The organism is Paenibacillus alginolyticus DSM 5050 = NBRC 15375, from assembly GCF_000422905.1.
GTDB lineage: Bacteria > Bacillota > Bacilli > Paenibacillales > NBRC-103111 > Paenibacillus_E > Paenibacillus_E alginolyticus.
The window spans coordinates 104,654-118,464 of the sequence record NZ_KE383948.1 but is presented as its reverse complement, the minus strand read 5'-3'; the positions used below and the strand labels follow the sequence as shown (position 1 = coordinate 118,464).

14 protein-coding genes and 1 riboswitch are annotated in these 13,811 nt (G+C 42.4%); of the genes, 2 read left to right on the top strand and 12 right to left on the bottom strand.

The features are described 5' to 3' along the window. Positions 1–2: 2 nt before the first annotated feature. The 6 genes from G519_RS0138850 to G519_RS0138825 all read right to left on the bottom strand — a co-directional run bounded on the left by G519_RS0138850 (position 3) and on the right by G519_RS0138825 (position 5,500). Positions 3–467: a hypothetical protein gene (locus G519_RS0138850; RefSeq protein WP_029199110.1), complete on the bottom strand. Its 465-nt coding sequence runs from the start codon at positions 465–467 to the stop codon at positions 3–5. Further along, complete coding sequence (locus G519_RS0138845; RefSeq protein WP_029199109.1) at positions 464–1,309, bottom strand: ABC transporter permease; 846 nt, start codon at positions 1,307–1,309, stop codon at positions 464–466. Before G519_RS0138845 ends, G519_RS0138850 begins: the two co-directional genes overlap by 4 nt. After that, complete coding sequence (locus G519_RS0138840; protein WP_029199108.1) at positions 1,306–2,484, bottom strand: extracellular solute-binding protein; 1,179 nt, start codon at positions 2,482–2,484, stop codon at positions 1,306–1,308. The genes G519_RS0138845 and G519_RS0138840 overlap by 4 nt, the downstream gene beginning before the upstream one ends. A gap of 26 nt (positions 2,485–2,510) precedes the next feature. Further along, positions 2,511–3,542: an ABC transporter ATP-binding protein gene (locus tag G519_RS0138835; protein WP_029199107.1), complete on the bottom strand. Its 1,032-nt coding sequence runs from the start codon at positions 3,540–3,542 to the stop codon at positions 2,511–2,513. A gap of 96 nt (positions 3,543–3,638) precedes the next feature. Further along, complete coding sequence (locus G519_RS0138830) at positions 3,639–4,463, bottom strand: ABC transporter permease (RefSeq protein ID WP_029199106.1); 825 nt, start codon at positions 4,461–4,463, stop codon at positions 3,639–3,641. A 29-nt stretch (positions 4,464–4,492) separates the two neighbouring features. Further along, positions 4,493–5,500: a LacI family DNA-binding transcriptional regulator gene (locus G519_RS0138825; RefSeq protein ID WP_029199105.1), complete on the bottom strand. Its 1,008-nt coding sequence runs from the start codon at positions 5,498–5,500 to the stop codon at positions 4,493–4,495. A gap of 300 nt (positions 5,501–5,800) precedes the next feature. On the opposite strand from G519_RS0138825, the gene G519_RS0138820 reads away from it, so the two are divergent. Next, complete coding sequence (locus tag G519_RS0138820; protein ID WP_029199104.1) at positions 5,801–6,436, top strand: FMN-dependent NADH-azoreductase; 636 nt, start codon at positions 5,801–5,803, stop codon at positions 6,434–6,436. Positions 6,437–6,811: 375 nt separating this feature from the next. Here the strand turns inward: G519_RS0138820 and G519_RS0138815 are convergent, their stop codons facing one another. The 4 genes from G519_RS0138815 to G519_RS46785 all read right to left on the bottom strand — a co-directional run bounded on the left by G519_RS0138815 (position 6,812) and on the right by G519_RS46785 (position 9,925). Continuing rightward, positions 6,812–7,774 (bottom strand): DMT family transporter, encoded by a 963-nt coding sequence (locus tag G519_RS0138815; protein WP_029199103.1) that lies wholly within the window; start codon positions 7,772–7,774, stop codon positions 6,812–6,814. 160 nt (positions 7,775–7,934) lie between these two features. Further along, a riboswitch (FMN riboswitch) is annotated at positions 7,935–8,085 on the bottom strand. An 87-nt stretch (positions 8,086–8,172) separates the two neighbouring features. Beyond that, positions 8,173–8,715 carry a hypothetical protein gene (locus G519_RS51855; protein ID WP_051254116.1) on the bottom strand — a complete coding sequence of 181 codons (543 nt, stop codon included), beginning with the start codon at positions 8,713–8,715 and terminating at the stop codon, positions 8,173–8,175. Positions 8,716–8,895: 180 nt separating this feature from the next. Beyond that, positions 8,896–9,360 (bottom strand): membrane protein, encoded by a 465-nt coding sequence (locus G519_RS0138805; protein WP_029199102.1) that lies wholly within the window; start codon positions 9,358–9,360, stop codon positions 8,896–8,898. Then, entirely contained in the window at positions 9,344–9,925 is a 582-nt protein-coding gene (locus G519_RS46785) for a CBO0543 family protein (protein ID WP_064743625.1), read from the bottom strand. Before G519_RS46785 ends, G519_RS0138805 begins: the two co-directional genes overlap by 17 nt. Positions 9,926–10,128: 203 nt before the next feature. Here G519_RS46785 and G519_RS0138795 point away from each other — a divergent pair, with 203 nt between their 5' ends. After that, on the top strand, positions 10,129–11,457 hold the full coding sequence (locus G519_RS0138795; protein ID WP_029199101.1) for an MFS transporter: 1,329 nt from the start codon (positions 10,129–10,131) through the stop codon (positions 11,455–11,457). Between the two features lie 835 nt (positions 11,458–12,292). Here G519_RS0138795 and G519_RS50980 read toward each other — a convergent pair. Together G519_RS50980 and G519_RS0138775 are read right to left on the bottom strand one after the other, a co-directional pair. Then, positions 12,293–12,457: a hypothetical protein gene (locus G519_RS50980; RefSeq protein ID WP_154669675.1), complete on the bottom strand. Its 165-nt coding sequence runs from the start codon at positions 12,455–12,457 to the stop codon at positions 12,293–12,295. Further along, on the bottom strand, positions 12,451–13,734 hold the full coding sequence (locus G519_RS0138775; RefSeq protein WP_029199099.1) for a LamG-like jellyroll fold domain-containing protein: 1,284 nt from the start codon (positions 13,732–13,734) through the stop codon (positions 12,451–12,453). The genes G519_RS50980 and G519_RS0138775 overlap by 7 nt, the downstream gene beginning before the upstream one ends. Between the last annotated feature and the right edge of the window lie 77 nt (positions 13,735–13,811).

Genomic DNA, 13,811 nt, shown 5'->3' with positions numbered 1-13,811 from the left:
CGCTATTCCTCCTCTTGATGAATTTGCAAAGTGTAACGGCAGCTTTCGGTAACAATCGCATGCAAACTTAACGTAACGTGCCACATGCCTGCTAGCATTTTACCACTCACAAAGCCTGGGGAAGCTTCGCGCTCACCAATAACCAACAGCTGCTCAGGATCATGCCGATGTCCCGCACCGCGGTGTCTTTCAGGGTCGTCGACGGATACGGTTATTAAGTTTTTCAGCGGCAGGAAGGATTCCCATTTTATTTGAACCCGCTCACGCTGATTGGGTTCCGTGTATTTGTTTATGCTCTCGAAAATCATCGTTTTCGATTGTTCCTGATCTTCTAGACTTTTGGGTTCATAAGCAAAATGGATCCTTAGCTTACCACCCTGCGTTCCTATGTGAAACTTGTACGTAATATGCGTTTTGGAAGAATTGGGATGTACAATTCCTTGTACATCCATAATAAGTTGATTCATCGTGACCTCGCGCTCTCTTCCGTGATCATACTGCGGATATAAAAGTATCCCATTACTGAACATAGCAGGAACGTAAAGAATGCGATCGCCGCTGCAAGCTGTTTTTCTTGGAAAACCCCAAATACTTGTTCCATGGATACCCCTAGCATTTGTGGCGCATTGGGTCCAATCAGAAATGGTGCCGTAAATGAACCGATCACACCCATGAATACAAATGTAACGGCTACGAGTAAAGTTTTATACGTGAGCGGCAAAATGAAACGGACGAAGATTTGCAATTTACGTGCTCCAACATCCTTCGCGCTTTCAATGACAGAATTGGGGACGGCGGATAAGGCTGATCCAAGCAGCATCGTCGTAAACGGAATGTTAAACCACAAATTAGCGATAATAATCCCCTTCATGTCGAAAATAATACGCGGCATTTCCCCTCCGTTGACCAGAAGCAGCATGCGGGATACCCAACCATGGTTGCCAAGCAATTGAATTAATCCATACGTAGCGATTACGGATGGGATGAAGATTGGAATCATGTACATGTTGCGAATCCATTTCACCATCGTACCGTTATTAAATCTCATATACGCGGCCAGCGCGTAGCTAATAATTAGCACGAGAATGACCGAGATAATCGTCACTTCCAGCGTGAAAATGATATTGGAACGCATCAGCTTATCCGTAAATAAATACGTATAGTTGGACAAATCGTACCCGCCAGACTTATTGGTAAAGCTTTCTTTAAAAGAAATGATGATCGGAATGACGACAGTGACAAAGAGCAATAAAAAAGAGGGGATGACCAGAATCAATCCCAGTATCCCCATTTTCATTTGTTTACTCATTGTGCAGCAACATCACTTTGCCAGCGTTTGGTCATATCTTTGTCCAGTTCGCCGATATTGAAGGAGCGGAATCCTTCGGATGCACCTTTGAATGAATCTTGAATTTCTTTAGACATATTTGTAAGCTTGATCCCTGGGAAACCATGCATTTTGTCAACAACCACGGCTTGAGCCTCAGATGAAAGAACGAAGTTCAGGAATTTGTAGACTGCATCTTTCTTTTCCGACAGCTTAGGTACCATTAAGTAGGTTGGTCCGCCGTTAAATCCTGGCTTGATTTGCGCCATTTTTGTTGTTTTTGGAAGCTGACCTTTCGCCAATTGCTCAAGAACCATATCCGACCATGCCGGAATCATATCTACTTCGCCGCTTGTCAATAAATCTAAAGTACCTTGGTTTTTCTTTGGATAAATACCTTTGCCATATACGGATTTGCCAAGTTCCTTGAGCAGCGCAAAGCCTGGATCCCACCCTTTTTCAACACTTGGATCGGAATTATGGATAGCTTCTTCTGGCAAGAATTTATATAGCGTTGTCGCTACAAAAGAATTACCAGAACCCCCTGTGGATGGATCATTGTAAGCGAATTTGGCTGGATTTTTCTTGATCCAATCATACAGCTCGTCTAAATTCGTTGGAGGTGTTTTAACTTTATCACTATTATAAGCCAATACGACAGCAGAGGAACGATAAGGAATAGCAAGATTAGAAATATCTTTTAACGTTTTCTCATCGACATTTGCCAAGTTTTTAATTTTGTCATTTGGTAAAGTGTCCCACAGGCCATCTTTCTGCCCACGAGTTACATAAGACAAGCCATCTTCATATAAATCGATATCGCCTGAGCCTTTGTTAGCTTGCTTTGCAGCCGTAATGCGATCATAAGTCGGTTGTGCGCCTGTTCCTGAAGGAATGTAAACGGGTTTCACTTTAACATCCGCATTTTGTTTCTCGAACATAGGAATCAGCGTATCCCATAGATCTTTTACATTTTGTGAGCCGGTAAAATAGAAGTTAAACTCGACAGGCTGTTTAGCGCCAGCCGTTTCTTTGGCCGGACTAGTGCTTTGAGCTGCGGAACCTGCATTCGTTGAAGAACTGCCGCACCCGGATACAAAAGCAGCGGTAGCAGTCATTAATGTCACTAACATAACAGCGGATTTCTTGCGAAACATAGATAATTCCTCCTTGGGATTTGGGTCTAATTTTCTGGATAGGCTAAAACTTTCGCAAAGTTTGCTTTGACTTGTTGCCCTGTATGAAGATCCTTAACGAAATCCCGTGGTTGAAACGCCCGAATTGTGCCGTACTCTGGCAAATCAATGGACACTTCGGCATAATGTCCGAGTACCATAACCTGTTTGATTACTCCGGAAAGGCCTTGTCCTTCTTCGCCTTGTATAATCACATCTTCAGGTCGAACTGCCAGATTTACTTGCCCGGACAGATTTTTTGTATTTGGAAAACTTAGATGTCCTACGGTCAACCCGCCGGCTGTAATCACCCCTTTCAAAAAGTTCATTTTGCCTATAAATTGGGAAACAAACAACGTACTCGGTTCATCGTAAATTTCTTGCGGAGTAGCAATTTGCTCAATATTGCCTTGGTTCATAACGACAATGCGATCAGAAATCGACAGCGCTTCTTCTTGATCATGAGTGACGAATACCATCGTAAGACCTGTCTTGGATTGAATTTCTCGCAGCTCTTCTCTCATCTCGTGACGAAGCTTCGCATCAAGTGCGGAGAAAGGTTCATCCAGCAAAAGAACAGCAGGGTTAAGGAGCAGTGATCTGGCAACCGCTATCCGCTGCTGCTGACCACCGGAAAGTTCACCCGGATATTTGAGCTCTGCACCAGGTAAACGAACAAGCTGAAGCACTTCGTTCACAGCCTTATCGATGTCAGCCTTTTTCATCTTGCGTATTTTGAGACCGAATGCCAGGTTGTCAAACACCGTCATATGCGGCCATAGATTGTAACCTTGAAACACCATGGAAGTCGGACGTTTTTCCGGTGGTAATTTGAGAACACTTTTACCCTCAATGAGAATATCGCCTGAATCTGCGTCGAGAAATCCGCCAATGCTGCGAAGCACCGTAGTTTTACCGCAGCCTGAAGGGCCCAGCAGTGTGATTAACTCGCCTTTGCGAACATCGAGGGAGATTCCTGTTACACCTTCTCCTGTTTTATAGCGCTTCGTCAGTTGTTGAACGGAAAGCTGAATATCCATAGGTGCCCCCTAAAAGTTTTGTTGAGCGTTGCCTCTAAGTGATACTTCAAAACAAAACTCGCATCGGAAGCATACGCTTTGATAATTGGTTTTTCGTTATTTGAGTTGGAAGCCGCTGGACATAATATCTGCACTCACAAAGCGCTGCGCGGCCAGCAGCAGGATGATCGTAGGCGCCGTCAGAATGATAGAAAACACAGCGCCAGCGTAGGCTGGATAATCACTGATGATAGAGTACATGACGATCGGCATTGTTTTGTAATTAGGGATGCCCACCAGAAAAGTTCCCTGTGCTTCATCAAGCGAGTTAAGAAATGTAAAGATCGAAGCCACGATAATACCTGGCATCGCCATCGGCAATGTAATACTGCGGAATACGCGGAACGGGCTCGCCCCCACATCCCTAGCTGACTCCTCCTGAGCTGTATGCACATTGCGGAAAGCAGCCGTTGGAATCCAGGTCATGAACATGAGCACATTGATCATATGGATCAAAACAACGCCAATCAACGTGTTCATCAGTCCAAGTTTGTAAAAGAGCACAGCGATCGAAACATAAAGCCCCATTTTCGGAAAAGCGTGTGTCAGTAGAAACGAGAATAAGAAAAAACGGCTAAGCGGAAAACGAATGCGAGCAAACGCATAGGCTGCTGGAATACAAAGCACAATGGATAGCGCGGTCACGATGGATGCGATCATAAACGACAAGCCAATCGATTTCGCGATATCCTCCTGCTGCAGCACAAATGTCCACCATTTCAATGACCATTCGTGCGGCAAGATATCCGGGTAGGTCCATTTGCCGGTAAAAGCCAGTATGGCTAGGTTGAGCAGAGGGCCCAAGAAAAAGATGACGAATACAACAAGTATGATAAATTCCACGATTTTTCGTGGTCCTATCGCTTTTAAATACCAACGCATGCGGACTAACCACTCCTCTCGTATGTCAATTATTGGGTTGATTGCCGGACTATCAATTTGGGTACTAGCTGCTTCGGATTCTCGATGTTCTCTTCTTGACGGATAAGCTTGTCTAACAGGCTAAAGGCTTGAATCCCCATCTCCTCTGTATTGACCCTGATCGTTGTTAAAGAGGGTGAGAACATAGCGGCAAAATCAATATCATCAAAGCCTACTACTGCAACCTGTTCAGGAATGCGTATAGATTTCTCCAACATAAACTTCATAGCCCCCAGCGCGATCATATCGTTGGTAGCAAATAGCGATGTAAATCCGCCTGCACCAAACTGATCCCAATGGCTGCTCATGAGCTCATACCCTTCCCCGAAGGTGGAAGTCGATGCCTGTAAGATCGATGAGGATGGGATCGGAACCCCAATTCCTGCTAAGTAATTTTTAAATCCTTTCAGCCTCAAATTGTGGCTGCGGTGCGTCTGCGGCCCTGCAATAACAAAAATCTGACGATGCCCTAATTCCGTTAGATATTCGGCGACCATCCGTCCGCCTTCTTCATCTTGATTGACAATATGCATGACGCCGTCGACATCCGTGGAGCCATTGACCATCACGTAGGGAACTCCGAAGTTAGTGATGTAATCAATGACGTTCTGCTGCAAGCGGCTGATCAGGATCAGTCCGTCCACCCTTTTTTCCATCATAAAATCAGCAGAACGCAGCGACATATCATGGTCTGTTGTAACGAAAACAGAATAATTCAAGCTTGCGGCTGTCATCAAAATAGCATCAAGAATTTTGCCGTAAAATGGATGAGACGCAATGGGATGATGCTGGCGATAGATCAGGACACCAATGTTATGCGTTCTCTGTGAAACCATAGCCCTTGCCACGGCATTGGGCTTATATTGTAATTCTTCGATCAGCTGGAGTACCTTATCGCGTACCTCCATGCTGGTATAGCCCTTGCCAGAAATCACTCGCGACACAGTAGATTTGGATACACCGGCACGTTGGGCAATTTCCTTAATCGTAAGCTCCATGTTGCAACCCCATTTCTTCGTGTGAGACCGTTCCCACATAACAAAAATAACGTATTTTTGTTTTTCCTGTGTCAACCACAAGATAATAAATTGTAAATCTTCAAAACAATCAAATACCTTGATTACTTTCTTATGCTTCTTTTCATAAAAAAAGACCGCCTCAATGCGAGCTAAACATGCTCCCTTAGCGATCCTTTTTTGCACATATTATAAGTTACTAATTTATTGTTTGAAATTTACTCAAAATAAGTTATAATAACAACTGTAATTATTTTAAGTATAGAAGGGAAGTTATTAATTATGGCAACAGTACTTTATATCACGGCACACCCGCACGATCACCAAACATCTTTCAGCCTTGCGGTAGGTAAAGAATTCATCGAGGCATATCGTGAAGCGAATCCATCCGATGAGGTTATTCATGTGGATCTTTTCAAACAAGATATTCCTCAAATTGATGCTGATGTATTCAGCGGTTGGGGGAAACTTCAATCCGGAACAGCTTTTGACCAGCTGTCTGATGCAGAAAAAGCAAAAGTAGCACGTTTAGGCGCTCTAGTTGACCAATTCGTAGCTGCAGATAAATATGTTTTCGTTTCTCCAATGTGGAACTTCTCATTCCCTCCAGTATTGAAAGCTTACATTGATGCAGTTTCCGTTGCAGGTAAAACTTTCAAATATACAGAAAATGGTCCAGTTGGTTTGTTGACAAACAAAAAAGGACTACATATTCAAGCGAGCGGCGGCATTTATTCCGAAGGCCCTGCTGCAGCATTTGAAAGTGGCTTCAGCTACCTGAAAAAAATCTCGCAATTCTACGGTATCCCTTCCTTCGAAGCCATTTTTGTTGAAGGCATGGCTTTAACGCCGGATAAAGCTCAATCCATTAAAGAAAAAGCAATTGCTCAAGCAAAAGAAGTTGCAGCTCGTTTCTAAAAAAATTGCAAGGGTTGTCCCATAAGGGTAATTATTCACTTAGGGGCACAGAAAACAAAAAAATGAGATGGCAAGGATTATCCTTGCCATCTCATTTTTTGTTTTTCTATCAATTGGGCCAAGGCCAAAGTCAACTGATCTCAAGTTCGCGGAACGTAGATTCGTTATTTCGGGAAATTTGCACTAATAATCAATTGAGAGGAACGAGAGGGCGCTATTTGATCAAAATGAACGATCGGGAGGCAAAAACAGCAAAATAGCGCATCGTCGTTCCTTTTCCTCATGAATTTGTGTATTTTCATCCAAATAGCGCCTCTACGTTCTCTTAGCAAATCTGATTACCATATATCGCCAAAAATTCTTGTTTGAGATAACTTAAACATTTCCTTTACTACGGCTCATTAACCATAGGGTTAACCAAATAAATACAAAGCCTGCTAGTTGCCCTAAGGTTAGCTTTTGACCAAACACAACCCAGTTTATGCCTACCCCAACAGCTGGGAAAGCAAGCTCGGCAAGCGTTGCAAACAATGCCTTTGTCGATGCCAAACCCTTATAATAAAGGAGCATGCTGATCAACCCTGGGAAAAAGGCCTGGAACAGCAGATTGACTGCGATAAGCGTTAGATCACCGCTAGAACCGCCTAAGTGCCACGCATCACCACTTACCAGAAGGACAACCGTTAGCAGCGGGATCGCCATCAGGAAGCGCAGTGATGTGACAACTGGAAAATCCAAGTTTTTTTGAAGCAGGTACTTCCCCATCACGGTTGATCCACCCCATAAAACAGCAGCTAGAATTGAAAATAAGCAGCTTAACGTACCTAAATCCTTCAAGCCCAACTTCGGAGAAGCAAAACCAAACGTCAGCAAATACGTACCTAGCAACGCCATTACGATATAAACAAAAAATTTAGAAGGCAATTCCTCTTTAAGCAATGCACGAGCCAATACAATGGCGAATAAGGGCTGCAGCTTCTGCAAAAGCAAGACGGAGTTTGCACTGCCGTGAGCGAAAGCGGAAGTGAAGAGTATGGTGGCTATAGCCGATCCACCCCATGAAATAAATAGTAGAGCACCAATAATTGCTAGAGTTAGTTTGCCAGCTAAGGACTTGCGATACGTTATTAGCACCGGAAGCGCATAGCAGGCCAGCAGCAGATGTTCAATGAACACAATTTGTGCAGAGGTAAAACTTTTCAACAATAAGATTCGAAAGAGAGGGTCCACCCCCCAAAGAGTAGCACCGAGTGCCACATACCAGATCCCATTGATGCCCCTGCTGCTTGATGAGTACAAACTTGCGCGCTTACTTCCTAGCTTAAATACATTTTCCAATTCAAAAACCTCCCAATAGGAGAGACTTTGAGAAATACGCTCAAAGATCCCTAGATGATGTTTTGAATTGAACCTCCTGAAAGAGACAATGCCCCTGTTTACAAGCAACAGGGGCATTGACAAACAGACCTATTAAAAATGGAATTTTTAACAGGTTGTCCTTCACCTTCTCTCATCCGGACTATACCGTCGGCCTTGGAATTCCACCAAGTCAGTCCCAGACTATACAGGCTGGGAGTCGCGGGCTTAGATACATACACGTATATATCCTCACCGCCGGTAGGGAATTTCACCCTGCCCCGAAGGTTCAAATCTTATTTTCGTTTGTGTGATATTAACACCGATAAATAAAAAAAGCAAGGATTTTCATCTTTGCTTCGCACCAATCAACTATGTTTTCACTCTGATATATACCAATTTCTTCTTGAATTTATCTCTCGTTGCGCTTTGATAAGAATACGTAAGGCTCGATCAATTTCCTCATCTGCCCGTCTCAATTTGTCTGACGAGACATTTCGCTTCGATGTGCCCAGTACATCTATCGCCTCATTAATTTTGTCATTAATTTCTTCTCTTGAGACTCGCGTTACACCATTTCTTCCCTCCCTTGTACTGGGGCTTCTCATTATATATCTATTCTCCGTTTCTGTTTCCTGCATTTCAAATAAATTCCTTGGGTTCACGACTTCTCTTTTCGTCGTTTCTTTAATCACTTTTTCTTTCTTCATTGCTTCTTTCTTCACTGCTTCTTTCTTCACTGGCTCTTTCTTCGCTGCTTCTTTCTTCACTGCTTCTTTCTTCACTGGCTCTTTCTTCGCTGCTTCTTTCTTCACTGGCTCTTTCTTCGCTGCTTCTTTCTTCACTGGCTCTTTCTTCACTGCTTCTTTCTTCACTGGCGCATTCTTCGCTGACTCTTTTTTCGCTGCTACAATTATCGCCATTACATTCACCCCCATAGTCCCCCGTACTTTATCTTATGCTTATGAGAGAAATGACGATTGGGTATATACCAACACACATGATATAAATCCTATTAGTTGAAGAAACCATATACGCTCAGACAATAGGTAAAAAAGAAAAAGGGATCTCCAACTGTCTTATATATCCGACAGGGATACCCTTTATAATATCGATTGACGTCGTTTTAAAAAAAGAAAACTAACAACGCCAATTGCAATTCCAACGAATGAAAACAGCATAGGCAGCCATACGGGGCCCAATAGAATACCGAAAGGTTGAAACTCATCCGAATAGATGATACCTACCGTCCCGAGAAAAGCGCCTAATACAAAAGGAAAATACGCGTACTCTGCCGTATCTCCCCCATCTTTATAAGCATCCCAAATACTAAACATGTAGAGACAAGGGTAAAACATTAGCCAATGATAATCGGTTTGTTGGATAGCCTCTTGAATGTTTCCTTTGAAGCTGTCGATAATAATTTGATTGAGATCAGACATGTAATTCACGATAAATTCCAAAATAATCAATGTGATTGCTTTAACATATTTCCCGTTTAAAAACTGACCAAACCCAGGGAGTGCGATGGACCATAATAATTTCTCAATTTTATTGGATTTGTGCATAGTTGTCATTCGGCAGTCGGTGATTTACTGAACTTGCAATGAACTCAGGTGTCGGCTTCTTGCTATGGGATCGCTCTTCTACAAAATTTCTTCCTCTTGCATTTATATCAGGCTTAATCCTTTTTAATAAACCCACAAACCCTCTTATCATAAACAGAGTTGAATTAATGGATATAAATGTATGAAGAGCCGTCCACGATTTCCATCTAAATAAATCCGTTTTCCTCTCTAGAAACCATTGAAGCAGCGTCATTGGAACGCTAAAAAATAAACTTTTCGTGATGAGTTCACGCGGTTTACTTTGATAAGACCATCTTACCCAGATTACACTTAAAAGCGGATAAAATAACAAATCGTACAAAATGTTACTATCAAATATTTTGGTGAAAGGACGAACAGGGTACGAGATGTTTCCTTTTTTAATAAAGTAAGAATCTATGGTACTTGATAAAACACATTTCGCGAAAAATACGGTCAGATACATGAGAAGGTTATTACGTTTCAATACGAATGGGGCTGCTGCTAATGATGAGACAAATAAAATCCGCAATAATATCTTTTCCATACCGTTATTTCCCCCTTAATTTACTTTCTTCCTGACCTTTAGTGTGGATAAAAGAACAATCTATTATTCATGAGAGGAATAGCCAGTGAACCTAAAAAAAAAACATAAAAGAGCTGCCGCGGGCAGCCCTTTTTATGTTGGAGTGACATTTGTATAATAGGGGATATATATAATACATCTCTAGTTAGACAGGATGGTAATGGATGAACGATAAAATTGTAATGCCGGTATGGACAATTGGCTTGTTCATCGTTGTTATGAATACGACGATGTTTAATGTGTCTATCCCTAGTATTATTCATGATCTTGGGATTACTGCTGATCTCGGATCATGGGTAATCTCAAGCTACTCCATCGGATATGCCTTATCGACAGTCATTTACAGCAGGCTCTCTGATGTATTACCGATTCGTAAACTGCTGATCGTGGGGCTTTTGGTGCTTGGACTTTCATCGATTTTCGGATTATTTGCCCGTGAATTCACTGCGTTGCTCATAGCTCGTATTCTTCAGTCCGCTGGCGCAGGGGTCATGGCAGGCCTTGGTTTGGTTCTGGCAAGCCGATATATTCCAATTGAAAGACGAGGGTCAGCAATCGCCATGATATCCGCAGGAAGTGCGATGGCTTTCGGGCTCGGTCCGATCGTTGGCGGTTTGATTAGCGAATACTTTGGTTGGAATGGATTGTTCGCTATTACTTGTCTGGTTCTGGTCATACTTCCTATTCTTGTACGCTTACTCCCCAAAGAAAACGTGGCAGCCTTCCGATTTGACATTTTAGGTGCTCTCTTAACGATCGTCAATGCAACTACGCTGCTGTTAGCTGTGACGCAACTTTCTGTCGGCTGGCTTGTCGCCAGTTGTCTTTCGTTGCTTATACATGCATGGCATTTGAAACGAGCGAACCATACGTTCATTAACCCTGAACTGCTAAGCAATCCAGCTTATCGTAAACTGGTTATAATCGGGTTTTGCATCTTGGTGTTAAACTTGGGTAATTTATTTCTAATGCCATTGGTGTTAGCTAAGGTGTTCGATCAATCGCCTATGATGATTGGGTTAACGATTGCGCCGGGGGCACTTTTGGCAGCCTTCTTGACCCGTTTCGTTGGAAGATGGATAGATCGTTACGGTAATCTACGCTTTATGTTTATAGGGCATTGTATGTTAGCTTTGGTGATGATTATATTTTATGTAACTCTGGGAGCTTCGCCGCTTGTTATATTACTTGGATATCTTTGTTTTTCGCCTGCTTTCTCAGCAACGATTGCTTCTTTGAACAATGAGACCTCACGTATTCTTCCAAAATCGTTAATAGGATCCGGCATGGGACTTATGCAGCTCATTCAATTCTTTGGCGGTTCAATCTCGGTTGCGATTTGTGGAATACTACTCGAAATTCAAAAGACTACGCCAATAACATATTCCTTCAAAAATGTTTATGCCCTTTTATTACTGGTAGGTCTGAGCTCTCTAGGCATGCTCCTGTGGTACAAGCTTACTGCACCAGTCTTAAAGAAATCTGACGTTTAACAAACTTGATAAGTCCTTTCAAATTGGACAATCTATATATGATTGTTTCATAACTATCGATCCATATTTTAGATGAATCCTTAATGGTTCGACGATCGTTTTTTCCTGTTCGATAGATCATATGATTACTGTCTTTAATAACATCGTCTGTTAACACCTCATTGTTAAAATGCACGAACAAATCATCTTTTGACAAGTTAACTATGATCATATACTTACTATCCTCGAACTGCCTTGAGTATGATAATACCAGCTCTTCTGAATTGCGAATGAACGTTAATTCCCCTCTCCAAAATGCAGGGTTGTTCGTTCGCAGATGATTAGAAATTTATAGTGCTCGAATTTCCCCATCTTCCCTTTTGTTCATATAGTTTCGATCGCCATTCCAATTGTTAAAAGTGCCTGCTAATGCGACACTATTAACTTCTATATCTGTGTAATAAACAAATCGTACGCCATTTAGTCCTTTTGATGGAAAGTAAGGTACCATTGAATAAGGCTCCTTCGTATTAATCTCTTCTCCTATTGTAGCTGTAGAGAAATAGGCTGCCCATATCCTATTCTACTCTATATGGAAGCATTGATTCCTGAAACAGATACAAACATGTTGGAATCAAAGAAGGCTTCCAGCTCAAATTGAAGCGCTACATAATCAGGATGGAAATGCCATCCATGCTGGCATATTTTCATACTAGTAGAAATTCATTCCGCTCAAAAATATTAACAGTGAAATTCCATGAAGACAACTTTACCTATTAACCTGTCCTCTTCAAAGGAAAAAGCAGGTCGCGCTCAGCGCCTGCTTTATTGGTACGTCTTTATTCTCCACCAGTCTTCACTTAATCGTTACGGGTCTGCCATGAATCGTTCCGTTTCGGCTGTTGCCGGACTGATCCTGGGCCCCTACGTTGAAAGTCCAATAGCCTGCAAGGCCAGTATGGTTTTCGGATTCAATATGGTTGTTCATATCCTCTTGGATTTCAGCTTCTGTTCTTACCATCGTCCAGAATCTGACCTCCCGATCTGACCTTTGAAATATCGAGGATCTTCCAAAAAATCCGCGCCAATCGTAATCAAGGACGAATTGATCTTGTAAGTGGCGCCAGAACGCATGGAATCGAGTACTCCATTAATGTATAGCTTCATAGTTTGAGTTGTACCGTCGTATAAAGCCGCTAAATGATACCATTTATTTAATTCAAGGTTGGTAACTGAATCAAGCTCCATTCCATCACCGATCTGGAAGTTGATTTTATTGTAATCAGGATAAGTCGGCGGACCGTCACTCAAACGAAGTGTGAAGGAATCTTCACCGTGCGCCTGATATTTGGACACAATTCCTGTCTTCCATTTGAAATCCTTCGGTTTAACCCATGCTTCGATCGTGAACGACGATGAATGATAAACAATGTCATTCGCGATTTCTACATAATCGCCGGCACCGTTGAAATCCAAAGCTTGATGCGGTTCGGCGACCAATGGAATAAGTGGGGTCATAACAGAGACCCTATTCGATTCCCCTGCCTTGGGTCCTCCTGTTACCATCAATTTAAATTCATAGGATGTGTTCGGTGTAAGTCCGGTTACGGTATAGGTTGCTTCACTGACGCTGAGAGTCCCTGCGTCCATAAATGTTGCTTCCGCAGCAGTCTTCTTTAACAACTTCACACTTGTCGCCCCAAATGGCTTGCTAAAAGTAAAGGTCGCGTATGTGGCTGACGTAGCAGTTGGTACAACGGTGAAATCATCGATTGGATATCCTATCGTGTTTGGTTCAATTCGAGAAAGTAAATATTCAATCTCCCCTTTAAGGCCAAACACACCATCTCCATTCATATCCCACTCGTGGTCAGCCACGTCTGAAGCAATCGGTACGATGTCTTCAATATTGAAGATTTCGTTATCATCGACAACAATAGGAGGCAAAGAAAAAGTTTTTGTTTCACTGTTCGATACGACTTTTGCTGTAAGCATGTGCACTCCTTTACGAAGTGGAGGCAATTCAAGAATTACATTGGAATTTCCATTCCCGTCTTTATAAGCAAGCTTCGTTATGCCTTCAAAAATCTCGATCGTTGAGCCTATTGGAGCTCGCATAATAACTTCAGGTGTAGTGTCCATTATAACCGTTCGTATAGGTGAGATTAGTATAGACGGTGTAGGTACGCTGGCAATAGCATGATTCTCTTTGCCCAATAGCGCGTAGCCACTGGAAACTAACACGACTGTTGCGAGCATTAGTCTAGCAAGTACCCTTTTCATAAATGTTCGTTTCATCTTGATCCAGTTCCTCCCTTATCCGATATAGCTTTTATTTATTATCATAAATTTGGAAATAAATCTCATTGAATTAT